Here is a 19,220-nt window from a genome sequence, read left to right as displayed (position 1 = left end):
CTCCGAGAGAAGACGATGCCCCTGAGACAGCCGGCGCGGCCCGGATCCTCCCCAGGCCGCCGAACAATCCTCGCCGGTGGTGCCGCCAGCCTTTGCGGTCTTCTGACGATGGAAGCCGCCGAGGCATCCCAGCCGGAAGACGATCAGCCATGTTCCCCGGGATCGGCCACGCGCGGGGGTGAGCGCCTCGGCAAGTTCGACGAGACCGGAAAAGTCAGCGTGTGGCCAGGGAATACGATAATCTGTCCGTTTCCGGTCGAGCATCCGCTGGCGCAGGCCATGCTCGCGATGAATCGCATGATTGCGAGCGATTATTCGACCTATATGACCACAACACCACCATCAAGCTATCACATGACAATTCTGGGTGGTGTCGATCCGGAGCAACGTCAGAAGAACAGACTTCCTATCGGCATCACGGCGGAGATGCCGCCCGAAACGGTTAATGAACGACTCACGGAGAGGCTTTCGAGGGCAGTCTTCGATATTCCCGATCCCATAGAGATGCAGATCGATCCGGACCGCTACCATGCGCCGATCACCGGTACGCCGCTCAGACCGGCAAACGCCGCCATCGCAAGCGGACTTTATGATCTGCGTCGTCAAATCGCCGAGGTCCTGCAGTTTCAGCCCGACGACCTCACGCATTACATGTTCCATGCGACATATGCCTACCGGTTCCGCAGCATCCCGTTTGGCGTGAAGTGGGGTCTTCGCAAGGCGGTGCATCAATGGCGTCGGAATGCTGCCGACAGATTGGGGAGTTTCACAATCCCTGGTCCCGTTTTCTGCAGCTTCGAGACAATGTTCGCTTTCAAGCCCCTATTACCTTTGCGCAGTCATGGTCCCCGGCCTCACACCTCATCGCAAGGACATGACATCAATTGCGAGGGGGAATGCCCCGGATAAGCCATGAGGATCATGTAACAGTGGCAGTATCGGGATGCAGGCTTTGCATCCCATGCCTGGTGTCCGCTCAATCACCCTGACGCTATGGAGGCGCAGCGGCATGCTGCGCCGTGAAGGCCTCGCAAGACTGGCGCAGTATTGTCTCGAAAATCTGAACCGCTTGCGTCGGCTGTGTCTCGGCAACGGCCATGGCTATGGTTGCACGCGGTACGGCTCCGTCGATTGGATGGAAGCTGACACCATCGGTATGGATCTGACTGAGGTAAGCCGGGATAATTGTCACCCCCATGCCTGCCGCGACCATCGGGATCGTTGCAACAACCTGCGGGGCAGACTGGCCCAGACGGGGCGAGAACCCCGCCTCAAGACAGGCTGAAATGATGGTGTCGTAAAAGCCTGGCCCCAGATGACGCTCGAAGAGGATCAGAGGATCATTGGCGATATCACGCAGATGGATACCCGCCGCGCCTGACAGACGATGAGATACCGGCAGGGCGACAACGGTCGGTTCGTCCAGGAGAGGCCTGACGACGATATGCGGGTCTGGTGCCGGCGGCCGCACAATCGCCACGTCCACCTGACCGCTGCGCAGAGCGGCGCAAAGTGCGGGGGTGTTGCTTTCCTCAAGCGTGACCATGATATCCGGGCGTGCCTGACGGAAAGCCTGTATCGCCGCCGGGATGAGTGGAAGCAGGGTAACGCCCCCCGCCATGCCGATGCGCAGGCTCCCTTCGAAACCATCGGCCAGCCCGCTGGCAAATGACTTGAATTCCGCCGAAAGCGCCAGAATGGTCCTTGCGCGATCGACCAGAAGCGATCCTGCGGATGTGAGCACAGCGCCCTGACGGGAACGATCGAACAGACGCACACCCAGTTCCTCTTCAAGACGGCGTATCTGCTGGCTGAGTGGAGGCTGGGCGATGTTCAGGCGTTCCGAAGCGCGGGTAAAGGTTCCACACTCCGCGATCGTCACCAGATAACGTAAATGACGCAAATCCATGATCATATCTTTCAGATATGGAAACTGCCCTGAACATATATTGGATGTCTTTCAAAGTCAGTCATAGGATCCGCTTCAGGGACTTCCCGTATCATGACAGGAGCTGATGACGATGACATTCACGGTAGGCCAGTATCTTGCCGAGCGTCTTTCACAGATTGGGATCAGGCAGCATTTTGCGGTTGCGGGTGATTACAATCTCGTGCTGCTGGACCAGCTTCTCACGCGGGAAGATACTGAGCAGATCTATTGCTGCAACGAACTCAACTGCGGGTTTGCCGCAGAGGGCTATGCACGTGCCCGTGGTGCAGGCGCCGCCGTGGTGACGTTTGGAGTTGGGGCCCTTTCAGCACTGAATGCCCTCGCTGGCGCCTATGCTGAAAACCTGCCTGTCATACTCATCTCAGGCGGCCCGAACGCGAATGATCGTGGAACAGGTCGTATCCTTCATCACACGCTTGGCAAGACCGATTACGATTTCCAGTTCAACATGGCGCGCGAGGTTACCTGCGCGGCAGAGAGCATCAATGAGGCCGCCAGTGCGCCAGCGAAGATAGACCATGTCATCCGGTCTGCCCTGCGCGAACAAAAGCCTGCCTATCTCGATATAGCCTGCAACGTGGCGAATGCGCCCTGCTCCAGACCGGGTCCCATCGCGGCTTTGCTGACTCCCGCATGCGACCAGTCCAGTCTCGACGCGGCCCTTGAGAGGACCGTGTCGTGGCTCAAGGGCAAGAAAGACATTGTCATCCTTGTGGGCAGCCGCATTCGTGCTGCCCAAGCCGGCCAGAAAGCGGCTGATCTGGCAAGCCATACAGGCTGGCCAGTCACCATCATGGCGGCGGCAAAGAGCTTCTTCCCCGAAACGCACCCATCATTCAGAGGTCTGTACTGGGGAGAAGTGAGTGACCCTGGCGTGCAGGACCTGGTGGAGAACGCCGACGCACTGCTATGTCTTGGTCCTGTCTTCAATGATTACAGCACAGTGGGATGGCATGCCTTGCCAGAAGGCCCCCGAGTACTCATCGCTGACCCCGATCAGGTGACTGTCGATGGCATGTCGTTCAGTGGCGTCACGCTGGGCGCTTTTCTGGATGGTCTCGCAAGAACACTACCCCGCGCAACGCCACCTGTCCCGAAGCTGGCAGTACATCGCTTCTCCCCTGCCCCAGCAGATCCTGCGCTTGCACTGACCAATGACGAGATGATGCGGCAGATACAGAAACTGGTTACGCCCGAAACAACACTTACTGCCGAGACGGGTGACTCGTGGTTCAATGCGTTGCGACTGGGCCTGCCCGATGGCGCGCGCATCGAGCTCGAAATGCAATGGGGACATATCGGCTGGTCGGTACCCAGTGCATTTGGGAACGCAATCGGGTCACCGGAGCGGCGTCATGTCATCCTGGTCGGCGACGGGTCGTTCCAGCTTACCGCGCAAGAAGTTTCCCAGATGATACGACACAATCTTCCGGTAATCATATTTCTTGCCAACAATAAAGGGTATACGATAGAAATAGCCATCCATGACGGCCCGTATAATTACATAAAAAACTGGAACTATGCCGGACTTATGGACGTATTCAACGCTGAGTCTGGGCACGGCCTGGGTTTACACGCTGGAACCGGCGCTGAGCTGGAAGATGCCATAGGAAAAGCCCTCGCGAATACTGATGGCCCAACATTGATCGAGTGCGCACTTGACCGCGAAGACTGCACCGAGACCTTGCGGCGATGGGGCAGGATTGTCGCAGCAACCAATTCCACGGCGCCTCGCACAGCATGATATCGCGGACGCCATTATTATGAGATCGACCGAACCAGACAGATGGTGAAGCCGATGCCCGGTCACGCAACCGGAAAGACTGGATAGCAAGACATGATCATATCTGCCCCGACTGATTACCGGAAAGCCGCGAAACGCGCTCTCCCCCGGTTTCTTTTCGACTATATAGACGGCGGTGCTGTTACCGAGAGCACCATGCATGCGAACCATCGCGCCCTTCAGCAGATCAGGTTTCGCCAAAGGGTGCTCTCGGGCGTCGGCACACCGGATTTTTCAACGGATATTCTCGGACATACATGGTCACTCCCCTTCGCTCTTGGTCCGGTCGGAGCGACCGGAATGTATGCCAGGCGCGGTGAGGTACAGGCGGCCAGGGCGGCCAGACGAGCAGGTGTTCCCTATACGCTTTCCACAGTCTCTGTCTGCTCCATCGAGGAAGTAGCCCGCGATGCAGGGGGGGATCTCTGGTCGCAGCTCTACGTCCTGAAAGACCGTGGTTATATGAAGAATTCACTGGAACGCGCGTGGCAGGCGGGGATGAAGACGCTGGTTTTCACCGTTGACATGCCTGTGCCCGGGTCACGGTATCGCGACCGTCACTCAGGTATGTCAGGTCCGCTTGCCTCGCTGCGTCAATATGCCCAGGCCGTTGCACATCCCCGCTGGGCATTCGAGGTCGGGCTTGGCGGTCGTCCCCTCTCATTCGGTAATATCGAGGCCTATACCGGACATCGCATGACCATGTCGGATTACATGGGCTTTATCGGTACAAATTTCGATCCGTCCATCCGGTGGCAGGATCTGGAATGGATACGCGAGAGCTGGAAGGGTTCCTTGATCATCAAGGGTATTCTTGACCCAGAGGATGCACGCGACGCGCTCCGTATGGGGGCGGACGGGGTGATCGTATCAAATCATGGCGGCAGACAGCTGGATGGAGCCGCTCCGACCGCCTGGGCCCTCCCGGCCGTCGCAGAGGCTGTCGGAGACCGGCTGACGGTTCTGGCGGATTCGGGTATACGCTCGGGCCTCGACGTTGCGCGCATGATTGCACTCGGGGCAAAGGGCGTCATGCTGGGGCGTGCCTACATCTATGCGCTGGCAGCCGATGGCGAACGCGGTGTGCGGCGTCTGATGAGCCTCATCGCAGCCGATCTGAAAGTAACGATGACTCTCATCGGAGCGGGTTCCGTGGCGGAAATCACTCGCGACAAGCTGGATGAACTGGTGCGCAGGGCATAGCGCAGATCCCTACTTCCGGGCAGCGGCTGCCAGATAATCGGAGGTTCTGACAGCCGTCTTCCACAAGACAAATCCCGACCATGATGCAAACCCGGTAAACAACACGTCCTGGCCGGGAGGGAGAGAGTGTTTCAGAAAACGTCACGCATGTGACTTTCCATTTCTATTCTGTCTCGATATGAGCCTATTGCGAATGATTATCATAATCGGAATGGAGCATCATAACCGTGCGACGCATGCTATCCAAGCGACGCCTCCTCCACAGCGGCGCTGCGTTGAGCGGGTGCCTTCTGTGCTTTGGACACGACCATCTGGTGCATGCAGCCCCAGTACCTGGCTTCGCCAATCAGCCCCAGTCCAGCCAGCCTTCAACAAAATCACACTCATCCGCCAAACGCGGTCGGGTGAAGCATACTCATGATGGGCAAACGGCGCGCGCAACCAGTTCATCAACACATCCCTCTCATGCCACGACGGCCCTCTCCGGCAATGATCCTGCCACACGACAGGATCACGCCCGCCTCAGACCGGGCGATCATGCCGGAAGCGAACAGATCAACGTCCATGCCCGTGCCTGGGAAAAAGGCAGCTATACGATTGGTGAGACGCGCACATCGACAGGCCTCCCTCTGAGTTTGCGCGAGACACCGCAAACCGTGACCGTCATCTCCCGTCAGCTGATGGACGACCAGCAGATCAACACGCTTGACGATGTGCTTGGTACGGCACCCGGCATTTCATCCTATTCCAACGATAATGCGGGCCGTACCACCTATCGGGCGCGCGGGTTCGACATTACCAATTATCGCATCGACGGCATGCAAATCGATGCATCAGCGAGTTTTGGCGGCGTCGGCTCCTCCATGAACATGGATCTCTACGAGAATGCGCAGATCGTGCGGGGTGCCAACGGTCTTCTCGGCGGCACGGGCGATCCATCGGCTACCATCTATCTGCAGCGCAAGGCACCCATGAAGGAATTCACGGTGAATGGCCTGCTCAGGCTGGGAAACTGGAACGAACACCGTGTGATGGCCGATGTGAATGCGCCTATGAACCACTCGGGCACCATACGCAGCCGATATGTCTTTTCATGGGACGACACCGATACATTCCGCGTACGCGAGCATGTCAATAGGTTGGGCGCGTTGGCCAACTATGCCGTCGATCTCTCGCCGCGGGATACACTGAATTACGGCTTCCAGTATGAGCGCACACGCAATGACGGTGCCTCATGGGGATCGAATGTCCCGATATGGTTCGCCGATGGCAAGACGGCCAATTTGCCGCGCAGCACCAACCCGGTCGCCAACTGGAGCACCGCATTGCGCGACCAGTACACGGCCTTCGCCAATTACGACCACAGTTTTGGCGGGGAATGGCACCTCAAGATCGGCTACATGCGTACCGAGGGAGGGTCTTACAACAATCTTGGTGTTGCCAAGATCAACAACGCTTCCAGGAAAACAGGCGGCTATGCCGGATTCTGGAACGAGGACGGGACCGGGGGCTATCTCAACGCGCTTCATGCCGAATATGCCGATTCACGCGATAATGCCGACGTGCATATCGGCGGGCCTTTCCGCGCTTTCGGTCATACCCATCAGCTCGTCTTTGGCTTCAATGGCTATAATGATACGCTGACGACCTGGAGCTTCAGCAATGCGCTTGGCAATTGTTCGATTGCCGGGGTCGTTCCCTATAATGCCTGTCAGTATCGCGCAACCGGATTGCCCATTGCCAATTGGCGTAGCTGGAACGGCGACTACCCCGATTTCCAGACCCATCGCACCCATGCACGGGAAGTCGATGTCACGCGCAATTATGGTGCCTATACTTCCGGGCGTTTTGTTCTCGCCAAGGGACTGTCACTGGTTCTGGGCGGCCGCGTCAGTACTTATGAGGCCTATAGCGGCACCTATACAATGGCCAATGTCTACTCAGGCCAGACCGGCACGGGGCGACAGAATGCCGTTCTTACACCTTATGCCGGCGCTGTCTGGGATTTTACACGGAACCTGTCCCTGTATGGCAGTTACACCAATGTCTATACGCCGCAATCCCAGCTGCGCGATGCAGACAACCAACCCCTGTCGCCGGTCATGGGCAAAAGCTATGAGACAGGCATAAAGGGCGCCTTTTATGGTGGGCGATTGAACACCACCCTCGCCTTCTATCTCAACCGTCAGAACAATCTTGCCCAGGCGACGGGCGCCACCAATCTGCAAACGGGTGAATCCGTTTACGAGTCAGTCAATGGGGTAAAGACCGAGGGGGTGGATTTCGATGCCTCGGGGGAGATACTTCCGGGCTGGAATGTGTTGTTTGGCTACAGCTACCTCAACGAAAAAGGGTTGAGCTACCGTCAGGACCCGCAACATCTCGTTCGTCTGACCACGAGCTATACCTTCCACGGCCGCCTGAAACACCTGACCATCGGTGGAGGGATTTCAAGCCAGACGAGCACACAATGGGCAACCAATCCGGGGCGGCCATTGGGGCATGGGAAATACGATGCCTCCAATCTGACGGTAAACGGTTATACGCTGGTCAATCTCATGGCACGTTATCGCCTGCTGAGATGGCTGGACCTGACTGGAAACATCACCAATCTGACCGACAAGACCTATGTCCGTCAGGCAGGGTTTTACGATGGTATGATCTATGGCCAGCCCAGAACCTTCAGCTTTACGCTAAGGGGCCATTACTGACGAAATCCCCTTCACAGGCTGACATCAGATCTGATGCCAGCCTGCTGTTCCGTCATCGCTCAGGCTGCGGAGAGGCGCGAGAGAGCCGCTTCGAGGCGCGTTTTGTCGTGGCTGAAGCTGCTCAATCTCTCACGGTTTTCCTCGACCACCTCCGGCTTGGCGCGTGCCACAAAATCGGCATTGCCCAGCTTGCGTTCGACCTTGTCGATTTCCTTGGCCAGACGATCGATTTCCTTTTCCAGACGCTGGATTTCAGCCCCGATGTCGATCAGTCCTTCCAGCGGAAGAACGAGTGTTGCCTCATCGATCACCGTCAGCGCGGCTGCCTTGGGGGGCTCGCCCGCCAGAGCGGAGACCGAAATTACGCGCGCCATGCGCCCGATCACCGTGGCCCAGCGCTCGGCACGTTCCAGCGTTTCCGGGGTGGCATCACGCAGCAACACAGGCACCATCTGCGCCGGCGGGATGTTCATTTCTGAGCGTAGTGTCCGAATCTCACTGATCAGACGGATCACCCAGTCCATCTCATGAGACGCGATTTCGGCTCCCTGCGGCGGAACGAGCGTCGGCCAGGCGGACTGTGCCACACTCCCGCCAAACCCGAAGGATTGCCAGAGCTCTTCCGTCACGAACGGGATGACGGGATGCATCATCTGCAGGATAGCGCCGAGAACATGAGCGGCGACCGCACGGATTTCATCCTGCTCCGGCGTGTTCTCGGCAGCAAAAGAAGGCTTCGCGAGTTCGAGGAACCAATCGCAGAACACGTTCCAGACAAAGCGATAGCAGGTGCCGGCGAACTCGTCGAAACGATAGGCGTCCAGCGCTGCCTTGGCACTCGCAACGGCCTTCGATGCCTCATCGAGGATCCAGCGCCCGAGCACGCTCTGCACGCTAACCGGGTCGAAACCGTTCACAGGCTTGACGCCGTTCATTTCGCAAAAGCGCGCTGCATTCCAGATCTTGGTGATGAAGGTGCGATAATCTTCCACCCGCTTGCGGCCGAACTTGATATCGCGTCCCGGACCCGTCAGGGCGCAGATTGCCATACGTGTCGCATCTGCGCCGAACTCGGCCACGAGATCGAGCGGATCGAGGCCATTGCCCTTGCTCTTGGACATCTTCTGGCCGCGCTCGTCACGCACCAACCCATGAATCAGGACCGTGTTGAATGGCACGTCATCCATGAAGTGCAGGCCCATCATCATCATCCGGGCAACCCAGAAGAAGATGATGTCAAATCCGGTGACAAGCACACTCGTCGGATAATAGCGCGCGAGTTCCGCCGTCTTGTCTGGCCAGCCGAGCGTTGTGAAAGGCCAGAGCGCCGAGCTGAACCAGGTGTCCAGCACGTCCTCGTCACGTGTCAGGCTGACATCATCGCCGAACTGCGCACGTGCCTGAGCAAGGGCTTCTTCCTCGCTACGCGCCACAAATACGCTTCCCTCCGGGCCGTACCACGCCGGGATACGATGCCCCCACCAGAGCTGACGGCTGATACACCAGGGCTGAATGTCACGCATCCACGCGAAATAGGTGTTCTCCCATTGCTGGGGCTCGAAGCGGATGCGCCCCTCCTCCACCGCCTTGATGGCAGGCTGGGCAAGGGTTGCCGCGTCGCAATACCACTGCTCGGTCAGGCGCGGCTCAACAATGGCACCGCCGCGTTCGGCGTAGGGCACCTGAAGCGTATGCGGCTCGATTTTCTCGATATGCTCGAGACGTTCCAGTTCCTCCACGATACGCTTGCGCGCCTCGAGACGGTCCATCCCTTCGAGCGACCGCACAAAGTCTATAGAGGAAAGTCCTTCGATCTCCTGCAGCTCTGACGCGATTTCATCCAGCCAGATTGCTGCCGCCTCGTCCAGGATGCTCGGCATAGGCAGATCATGCCGCTTGCCGACCTCAAAATCGTTAAAGTCATGTCCGGGCGTGATCTTGACCGCACCGCTCCCTTTCTCGGGATCGGAGTAGGTATCGGCCACGATAGGAATGCGACGGCCCGTGAGCGGCAGCGTCACGAACTTGCCGATCAGTGCGGTGTAACGCTCGTCTTCAGGATGGACGGCCACGGCGGTATCGCCAAGCATGGTCTCGGGGCGTGTGGTCCCCACGACAATGGTCCCGCCACCCTCGACCGGATAGCGCAGATACCACATGGAGCCCTTGGTCTCCTTGTTCTCGACCTCGAGATCGGAAATGGCGGAGCGGAACGCCGGGTCCCAGTTCACCAGACGCTTGGCACGGAAGATCAGGCCCTGCTGATGCAGGGTGACAAACACATCCCGAACAGCGCGTGACAGGCCCTCATCCATAGTGAAGCGCTCGCGCTCCCAGTCGGCCGAAGCACCGAGCGTACGCAACTGCTTGATGATCTGGCCACCAGATTGCTCTTTCCAGGCCCAGACGCGTTCAAGGAATTTTTCGCGCCCCATCTCCTTGCGGCTGACACCCTCCTTGTCCAGCACGCGCTCCACAACCATCTGCGTGGCGATGCCAGCGTGATCCGTACCCGGCTGCCAGAGGACATTACAGCCTTCGAGGCGCTTCCAGCGGATCAGAATGTCCTGGAGAACAAAGTCGAGCGCATGGCCGAAATGCAGCGTGCCGGTGACATTCGGCGGCGGAAACATGATCGAAAAAGCGTCGCCCCCTTTTTCGGGATGCGCCGCAAAAAGACCTGATGCCTCCCACTGGGCATAGAGGCGGGCTTCACATGCCGCGGGGTCAAAGGTCTTCTCGAGCATTGTCTTCCTGTCACCTGTCTTGCCATATCCGGGCTCCTGACGGGCCGGGTATGAATCGAACGTTCATGACAGCACTTTACAGTTTACACCGCGCCTCGCCAAACCCCTGTTTCGCAGACAACCATACCAACCGGATCGGTGATGAACACAGACCGGAGGTGAGCGTGCTTGCCCGGCGGCGCCGACAAGCACTCAGTGCTTCGACGAGCAAAGGCGCCAATGCCCTCACCCAATTCAGGTGGTCAGTGCAGGATCAGCGACCTGGCTGGCTGACTGCATAATCGTTGATCCCCCACAAGCGATCCTTGACGGCCTTGTAATAGGCTTTCTCATCATAGATCGGCACATCCAGTTTGAGGTCGGCTGCGGTCAGTCGACCCATGGCCGCGGCCACGGCGTAGGATGACTGGACCAGCCCCGCGAGATTCTGCACAAGCGCCGTTTGTGCCTGAAGCAGTGTCTGCTGCTGCTGAAGGACCTCCAGGGTCGAACTGGTGCCAACGATGGCCTGACGCTCAACGCCATCAAGCGCGATGACGTTGGCAGCGATAGCAGTCCGGTTGCTGGTGATGGAATCGTTATAGGCGCGAAATTGCTGCCAGTTGGAAGATGCATCCTGCGCCGCGGCACGACGGGCAATCTCGGTGGCCCGACGCGCAGCAAGATACTGCTGTCTGGCCTGACGCACTGCTGCATACTCCGACCCGCCCTGATAAATCGGCACATCAAAATTGATCATGCCATATTTATTGTCAGTGACCATTTTGCCGTAACCCTGGTTCTTGACATAGGAGTAGCCAAGGGTAGCGGAAATTTTGGGCAGGATCTGGGCTAGCTGAACCGAAAAATTATCCTTTTGCTGCGCCTCGACGAAAAGCGCGTTGATGATTTGCGGATTATTGCACGTCGCTTCCGCGACTACATCCTTCTCCGCTTTTACAGGGAGAGCGAGTGGCTGAGGCGCAACAAGATTTGGGGCCGGAGGAACACCGACGATCTGTTGATAGGTTGCCTGGGCGGCACGCAGGGTTCCTTCGCTTTGCTGGCGGGTCGCCTTGGCCGTAGCCAACGCAGCCTGAGCCTGCGCCACATCAGTACGCGTGATTTCACCCTGCTGGAAACGATCCTGGGTTGCCTTGAGCTGCTCCTCAAGAACATGTTCGTTATTGATGTTGATCTGAAGCAACTGCTCGCTCCGGATCACCCCGAGATAAACATTCACGACATCGTTGAATACCTGCTGCTCGGTCTCGATCAACTGAGCACGCTCGGCCATGACAGTGTTGACTGCCTGATGCGTCTGCGCAGTCGTCTTGCCACCCGTATAAAGGTTTTCGGTGATAGTGACGCCGCCTTGGTAGCCCGGGGTGGAATAGGTGCGGCTATAGGCAGGGGTTCCGAAATTGGAGCCAGGCTCCGGCCCCTGAGCGCCGTACATATTGGCCCCTCTGTAATAGGTCAGGCCGGCCTGACCACGTATCTGAGGGCGCCAGCCAGCGAGCGCCGAAGGAACCTGCTCGTCAGTGGCACGCAATCTGGCCCGCTCCTGGCGCAGGGTCGGATTGGTCAGATACGCCGTTGCCAGTGCTTCTTGCAACGTATGGGGAATGAATTCGGGAGAGCCTTTGCCGTCATAAGTCTGTCCCAGCGCCGTCGTGCTGTTCAGGAATGCAATCAGACCGACGCTGAGCGAAGTATAGGCTTTTATTTGATCCGTTTTCATGGATGCCCTTTCGATTGACGGCAACGCTGCAACGACATGCTGACATATTCATACGCTGGTGTTGAGGTGCTCTTGACCGCTCCTATGCCATAACTCGAACCATTCGGAAATTTCTTCTTATTTCTCGATGTGGTGCCTTACCCCCTTGACCAGCGCGTCTCCAAGAGAGATATAGCCCACACACCAGCCGGTCCGGTGGCAGAATGGTGATGCAGCGGACTGCAAATCCGCGTACGTGGGTTCGATTCCCGCCCGGACCTCCATATTTCACAAAACCTGACAATATGGCGCTCTTCGAGCAACTTGGTAGTTCTCTCTGATCCTGCTTGAAGTGCCTCGTATCCCGGCATCTCGTTGCTTAATGCTCGACTGTATTGTTACATATTGCAGGTGCAGTGATGAGCATTAATCGTGACACCCTGATGTCGTGCGCAGCCTACCCCGGAAATCCCTCGAGCATTTGACGTTGGTCTGCGCCAGGCCTTTCAGATGTCCTGTTCCAGATCCTGATAGGTTGTGGGTTGAGTGTTGACTGGCAGCTTGAGACAACAAGACATGTCCTTCATGTCCACTTGCAGTCCATCGGTGCAAAAATGGGATCATCGGGAGGATTTGGATCGATCGTGCATGGGCCTTGCGAAGAAAATTCCGCCTGATCTGATAATCAACGGTGCTATCTGGGCTTTTCCCTTGGGCAAGAAGTGAAAAGCCGGATGGCTGAGCCTCATACGCCTCGTCACTGATGCCCGCCCCTGATCACGGAGCCATACGGACTGATCAGAGCCATGACAGCCGCACTCTCTGCCAGGATTTTCCGATCCGCGATATCCTTCAGGTTCGCTCACTAAGCAGAGGCCACAATGACAGCATGAAACAGACTGAAGACTGACGGCGTCACTCGGGCAACAACCGCATCGCGGATCCGAGCATCGTTGCCATCAGCTCAAGCAGTACCTGCCTATCTCAGTCCGAGAGGACCAAGCCGCCTCTTCCTTTCCAAGCTCCCTCAACCGCATCGACAAGGCTCTTGATACAGTCTTTTGTCCGAGCCGGGGGAAAGGCACTCAAAAAGCCGGAATGACACCCTAGGGAACAGGTCTGTGCCAATCGACCCGAACACTCGAAACAAAACTTTCGGACAAAAATGACTCAGTTCGTGACTTACCCGAGCGGGCAGCCGTACAAATTTGATAATTGTCTTTCATCTCTCCATCGTCACTAGACTGGAGATTCTGGATTTCACAGGGCTTCATCTCCATGAAGATGAAGCCCTGTGAACGGCATTTACCTCTCGGCGCGTAACAACGCTCAGACCATCTCCTCATCCGAAGTCTCTGACAAAACCTTGGCGCGGGTCAGAGGATCGAGGAGAGCCAGCCAACCGGCAGGCCACATCGAAGTCCAATACTGATCTATGAGCGATTCCCCACCGTGATCAGGCTGGGACACCAGAAGTTCTGTCGCGCCATGGCCGCTTGCATCCATGCGGTGCGGGAAACCGGCCAAAAGCCTTGCCTCTTCCTGGCTGGGGCTCGACAGAATACGGTTCCAAACCTGTGCCAGTAACGGTGCGAAGTTCCAGCTTTGTAGATCATCTGGCAGTAATGGAATGGCATCCTGCGCAAATTCGAGTGCAGACGAATGAGCCAGGTTGAGAAAATGACGCTGATCTGCATCGTAGGCGTCGGTTCCACGCACAACCTGGGGTGTCTGATCGTGAGAGTCGCGTTGCAGCCTGATCGCCGATGGGCAGTTCTCACTGAGCAATATCTCCATGAGGGACAGTGAAGCCCCATAGATAACATGCGGCTGCTTGGCCGAAGGAATGCCGTTAGGCGCCGCACAACGCGGCCATTTATCTTCAAAAGAATAAGCGCGATGCGAGATATTGGCAGGAATGATCTCGTTGGCCTTGGGGGTAAGGCCGAAGAAATATGAGAGTACTTCTGCGCCAGGTGATATCTCGGTAATGATTTTGTGCAAAGGCTCGACGATCGTACCGGACCAACCCAGATCCACAACGCCCACGCGTCTCTTATATGCGAGCGCTCCAGCATCCTCGTAATACTGCGATTTCAATCGAGCCGCCTCTTGAGACTTGCTGAGGATCATCGGGGCAAGCTCGCGAATCACATCATTGAGCAATCGTCTCGCTTCATGGAAATCGCCCGTCGGTGAGAACTGCCATAGGAGCGGGCGATCCAGATGGGTGATGCCCGCTCTGGATGCTGCCTCGGCGATTTCATCAGCTGAGAGCAGGAATATGTCGAAATACTCAGTGATCGTCGTGCTCTTTGAGAAGCCGATGCTGCGTGAAGCAACATCAATCAACGATTCCGCATCTGAAAACATGCGATTGTAGAGCATTCGTCGCGACGCCGCCACATACCGGGATTCGGGCAGGAACGACTTCGTGTCTCTCAGCTTCCGATATATCTCATCAACCAGAAAACCGTCGCGCGCCAGAAAGAGGACACGATCAAGATTATCAGCCTGCGCTCTGGAAGCCACCCACCCGGCAAAGGCCAGCATTGTCGGCCCTATTACCTCGTAACCGAGATGCCTTGCGAAACGCTCATTGAACGAAATCTCCTTTGCCTCGACCTTGAGGCGGTGAGCATGAGCAAGCCCACATCCCACGGAGACCGCTACATTAGAGATATCCAGTCCGGCAGAGGCGGAAAGCTGCACCGCGTAAGGCTGGTCGTTGGCGCCTTCTAGAAACTGAAGTCCACGCCAACCTGCCTGATCCGCATTACGCTTGTCAGAGTGAGCATTGTCACCGACATGCAATATGCGTTCCGGGTTTGTCTTGAGGTCTTGTGCGACGATTCCGAAAAGCCTGCAATCCCACTTGCCCGCCTTGAACTCATTCGAAACGTAAACCTCAGGGTCCTCGAAGCCAGAATCAGCCAGAACCGAGGCAAGAAATTCACTCGGCAGATACATATCGCTGACGAAAACAACTTTCTTGCCGATCGAACGAGCATAGCGATACCAGCGCAACACGTGAGGATTAGCGACAAGGACCTCACGCTCTATCGCAAGTTCCATCTCGTAGAGTTTGAGGCGAAGTTCATCTTCGAGTTGAAGGTCAGCCTGGATCTCATCATAGATTGATGACAGGCTGATTTCGGTTGTGGTGCCTGCCTCATCCGATTTTCTCCGCGCTACGCGCTCGGCCCAGAAGCGGATATCGGCCAGATGCGATAGTCGGATATCTAGCTGTCTGGCCCGATCTTCCAGAATGTCGAAAACAGAAGTCGGATGCGTCACGCGCCGCAGAAGCGCAGTATCGAAAATATCGAAAGACAGCACATCGGATTTTTCCAGTAGCGCGTAAAACTGATGCTCGCTTGTCGACGGAAAATGCGCTCGCCCTGGCGGTGTGTACAAAGTCGGCATCATCGTCGGCACATCACCGAATGTCACCGACGAGCGATACCAGTTACGGGGAACGTTGCTATCAATGATCGGTGAGCCAACATCCCCGGATGCGAAAACTTCCAGTGGGCTGGCACCGCTTTCGACGAGCCACGGGTTGTTCTGAACAACCCAATCCGTGCTGAAGAGAGGATGCGGGTCATATCCTTCACGCCATCCTTGACTGGCGTAGTGCTCAAATGGATCTATCCCGCTATCAGCCAGCCATGGCAATTGCGAGGAATAGTAATCGGGATCGAACCAGCCCTGAAACACTGCGTCTGGGGCAGAGCATTTTTCGATGTTTGCAGGCGCTGGAATGGAAGGCGGGAGTGCTGTCGGGGCAGCCGGGGAAATGACAACCGGTAAGGGAGACAGATTTTCGCTCTCGCTGATTGCGGCCCTGCGTGCACGGATAAACTGTATGCGCTGGGGAATACGATGTGGTGTCATGAGCCACCACATGGCTTTGGCCGACCGTCTGAAATGCCTCCTGCTAGACGCTGGGATCTTGCTTACCATCCCCCTTAGTGGCGCAGTTACACGCCAGAACGTGCTCCCCTCGAGCGCCTGGATTTTTGAGGTCGCATGATGGTACAGCAGCCCCAGATTATAATGCGCAGTCATTTCGCTACGGAGCCGCGCTTCAGTGTTCGACAAGGCACTCTGCAAAGCAGCAATATTTGCGTGCAGGGAGGCAAGTTTTTCTTCCGACAGAAGGTCTGCCTGAGTGTTAGCCGGCGGGATCTTCTGGTTTGGCAATTCGGCTCTGAGCGCCAGTTGTGCCCGTAGTTCCTCGGTCTCTGAACGCGCATCTTCGAGGAGAGCTACCGCGGAATCAGCACGAACGTTCGAGTGCCGCAATGCAGAAGTCAAGCGCTCGATCTCTGCTGCTTGTTTGTTGGAAGCCTCGATCCTCGAAGCCTGCTCCGACGCTCTCTCTGCCTCTATACGGCTTATTTCGCCCTGTTGGACTCTATAAGCACTGCATATCCTGGAATACTCCCCATTCAGCTTTTCGAGTGCCTCGCCTTGCGCCGCAAACTCCCCTTGCAATTTCTCAAAATTATTCTGAAGAACAGCTTTTACTTGGTCATTAGCATCCTTTGAGAGTTGGAGTTCTGCCAACTTACCGTGCAAATGACCGACTTCAGCAGCTTTTGTGGCTGCCTCTGTCTGCATGGCTTCCTTCAGGAAACGGACCGTAATCGCGCCCCCCAGAGCAGCATAAGCCAATTGAAGGCTCTGTACGCTCTCTACCTCCCCACTGAGAAACCTGATGACAGGCTCGGGCGCATTAGGACCGACACAAAGTACGCCAAGCCCGTTACCATGCGGAAATTCGATGGACGGGTATTGCGGGGAAAGCTCCTTCCACAGTTTCCAGACACCAAAATCATCGCGCCGCACGTTGGTGTCGTGAAATAAGACAACACCCCTGCCTGAAAGTTTCGGGAGCCATTGCGTATAGTCTGCGAGAACGTCCTCGTAGGTATGGTGACCGTCAATATGGAGAAGATCTACCTCACCATCCTCAAAGAATGGCAGAGCCTGGTCAAACCTGCTTCTGATAAGCGTGGAAAACCCTCTGTAGTTCTCTTCATTGGTTATTCTGAGAGATTCGTATACATCATTACTGTAGAATCCAGCCTGATCGTCACCCTCCCACGTATCTACCGCGTAGCACCGTGTGCTTAGACCGCAATTCTGCACAGCCTGGCAGAACGCCAGATATGAAAATCCATGATGCGTTCCGAGTTCGACCAAAGTTCGAGGCTGGAGCATCTGAACGATGCTAAATGCAAATGGCGCATGCTCAAGCCAGGCGGAAATACATATATGCTTCGGCACCCAAAAAGCCGCAACAGGGAGCTTTCCTAGAGAATCACGGTACAAAGGATCTGTTTCCATTTAGCAGATGACCATGGTAATCTATCGTAACATTAGTGAATTCAAAAGTCCCATATTTTGGCGGGAAGTTTTCGTATGAGAGTCGAAGTTATGCAAGACGTTGCGCTGACAGCCGATCAGGTCAGCCCTCACCCCCTTCTCGACCTCACCTGGATCAGACAGGCCACAGGAAAACCTGAACTATCGCTTAAGGAATGTATGCAGGCGCAGGATCGAGTTGGTCCCAATGCGCTACTGGACGTTGAATTTTATCGAAAATCCTATGGAGGCGAAATTCCCCAGGGAATGAGTTGTCTCGAGCATTTCTGCCGCCAACGTCGTGACAGACCGTACGATCCCAATCCGCTCTTCTCCATGAGACAGTGGCATGAGACTCTCGGTTGGCGCGTACCTGCGGACAAATCCTGGCGCTCCGAACTCTTCTCAGGCCTTGGAGCGGAGGCACGTTTCGCCCGGGTCGAAATGAATCGCCAGACAAGCAGGGAGGTTATTCTCAACCGCTCCATATTGTCGTCCCCCCCTGCTGAAAACGAGGATATCTGTCTATTCGTTCACTACGATGCGCAGGATAATGTACAGGACTATGTGTATGACTATCTTCGCGCATTAAAAGATCAAGATGTGCGTACTATCTTCATGACGAATAGCCATAATCTATCTTCCGAGGCCATCGGGCGACTTAGGGACTATGTGTGGCAGATAGTATATTGCGATAATAGGGCTTATGATTGGGGACTATACGCCATTGGCGTCCAATTGCTGAAGGATACGGGCTTCACAGATCACTCAATCCTTCTCGCTAACGATAGCGTGATCGGCACCATGAATGACCTGACCCCACTCTTCCAACAGGCTCGCAGCGGTCCGTTCCAGATCACAGGTGCGGTCGATAGTCTCCTCCATGACTGGCACCTGCAGTCATTCTTCATCTATTGCCGTAAAGACCTTGTTTCCAGCCCGGCCTGGGATGGCTTCTGGAAGGCGTACCGACCCGCTTCAGACCGCTGGTTTGTCGTGAATGGCCAGGAAATGGGATTCTCCAGATGGATGACCCGGAGTGGTGTCACGATTGGTGCCGCATGGGAGTACGAGACCCTCCTTGACCGTGGAGATAACGGGTCTGGTTCGGAGTGGCGGCGTGAGATCTTCAAGAGGCGACAAGTTACCAACCCCACTATCGAGCTATGGGATGTTCTACTTGAAGCCGGATTCCCATTCCTCAAAAAAGCGCTTCTGACGACGCCTCTCATGGCCGGTAATATCTCTCGACTCTCCAACCTCATAAGGCCGCAAGTCAACCGCGCCAGTTGATAAGTCAATAGATTACCGAAATGTCGCACGTAATAACGCGAAAAGAAGGCATCTCAGGATGCCGTCAGATGTCTGAGGACAAGTCGCGACCATTATCATCAGGAAGACATCAGATTCTGCTCAGAAAAGAGGCCTCTACTCTGGGCAGCAATCCGATTTCGAGCTCAGAAAAATAAAACCAAACATCGCGAGATGGAAACTGCACCAGATGTGTGACGCCGTGTCGTACAGCGTCGTCGTTATGAACGATCTGAGGCGCATCATTATCCTGGAGCCGGATCTTCCGATACAGGTTGCGATCAGTGCCCGCCAAGCACACTAAAGATCTCCCGTACGCGATTGATGCGGCGCAACGTCTCTCTAACGAGCAGCCGATCCTACCGGGGATAAGTCCAGGCGTAGGGCAACGCAGGGCCGCCAAGACGTCCTAGCGCGATGGCGGGGATTTGTTTCAAGG

Annotated in this window: 9 protein-coding genes and 1 tRNA gene; 6 read left to right on the top strand and 4 right to left on the bottom strand. The window is 56.2% G+C overall.

Annotated features, from left to right (window positions below; genetic code table 11):
* Positions 1-108 precede the first annotated feature (108 nt).
* The gene (locus tag ED655_RS06865) at positions 109-909 is read left to right on the top strand and encodes a DUF1868 domain-containing protein (RefSeq protein WP_162993419.1); all 801 of its coding nucleotides are present in this window, start codon (positions 109-111) and stop codon (positions 907-909) included.
* Between the two features lie 82 nt (positions 910-991).
* Here the strand turns inward: ED655_RS06865 and ED655_RS06860 are convergent, their stop codons facing one another.
* Entirely contained in the window at positions 992-1,909 is a 918-nt protein-coding gene (locus tag ED655_RS06860; RefSeq protein ID WP_122049593.1) for a LysR family transcriptional regulator, read from the bottom strand.
* A gap of 112 nt (positions 1,910-2,021) precedes the next feature.
* Here ED655_RS06860 and ED655_RS06855 point away from each other — a divergent pair, with 112 nt between their 5' ends.
* From ED655_RS06855 to ED655_RS06845, 3 genes are all read left to right on the top strand, one after another.
* Positions 2,022-3,695, top strand: coding sequence for an alpha-keto acid decarboxylase family protein (locus ED655_RS06855; RefSeq protein WP_122049592.1), 1,674 nt, complete (start codon positions 2,022-2,024; stop codon positions 3,693-3,695).
* Between the two features lie 93 nt (positions 3,696-3,788).
* Positions 3,789-4,937: an FMN-dependent L-lactate dehydrogenase LldD gene (lldD, locus tag ED655_RS06850; RefSeq protein ID WP_122049502.1), complete on the top strand. Its 1,149-nt coding sequence runs from the start codon at positions 3,789-3,791 to the stop codon at positions 4,935-4,937.
* A gap of 404 nt (positions 4,938-5,341) precedes the next feature.
* The gene (locus ED655_RS06845) at positions 5,342-7,648 is read left to right on the top strand and encodes a TonB-dependent siderophore receptor (RefSeq protein WP_240993541.1); all 2,307 of its coding nucleotides are present in this window, start codon (positions 5,342-5,344) and stop codon (positions 7,646-7,648) included.
* A 59-nt stretch (positions 7,649-7,707) separates the two neighbouring features.
* On the opposite strand, the gene ED655_RS06840 is transcribed toward ED655_RS06845, so the two are convergent.
* Positions 7,708-10,395, bottom strand: coding sequence for a valine--tRNA ligase (locus ED655_RS06840; protein ID WP_122049501.1), 2,688 nt, complete (start codon positions 10,393-10,395; stop codon positions 7,708-7,710).
* A gap of 253 nt (positions 10,396-10,648) precedes the next feature.
* A complete protein-coding gene (locus tag ED655_RS06835; RefSeq protein ID WP_408735659.1) occupies positions 10,649-12,103 on the bottom strand; it encodes a TolC family outer membrane protein in 1,455 nt (484 codons plus the stop codon).
* Positions 12,104-12,307: 204 nt separating this feature from the next.
* On the opposite strand from ED655_RS06835, the gene ED655_RS06830 reads away from it, so the two are divergent.
* Positions 12,308-12,381 (top strand) — tRNA-Cys (locus ED655_RS06830).
* Positions 12,382-13,426: 1,045 nt separating this feature from the next.
* Here the strand turns inward: ED655_RS06830 and ED655_RS06825 are convergent.
* Positions 13,427-17,452, bottom strand: a complete 4,026-nt coding sequence (locus ED655_RS06825) for a class I SAM-dependent methyltransferase (RefSeq protein WP_122049499.1) — start codon at positions 17,450-17,452, stop codon at positions 13,427-13,429.
* A 75-nt stretch (positions 17,453-17,527) separates the two neighbouring features.
* On the opposite strand from ED655_RS06825, the gene ED655_RS06820 reads away from it, so the two are divergent.
* Positions 17,528-18,763 carry a rhamnan synthesis F family protein gene (locus tag ED655_RS06820; RefSeq protein WP_122049498.1) on the top strand — a complete coding sequence of 412 codons (1,236 nt, stop codon included), beginning with the start codon at positions 17,528-17,530 and terminating at the stop codon, positions 18,761-18,763.
* The last annotated feature ends 457 nt before the right edge of the window (positions 18,764-19,220 follow it).

Origin of the sequence: Asaia bogorensis, assembly GCF_900465345.1 — a bacterium.
Lineage (GTDB): Bacteria > Pseudomonadota > Alphaproteobacteria > Acetobacterales > Acetobacteraceae > Asaia > Asaia bogorensis_A.
Note: the sequence above shows the minus strand (reverse complement) of the source record. Positions and strands in the feature narration are given on the sequence as shown.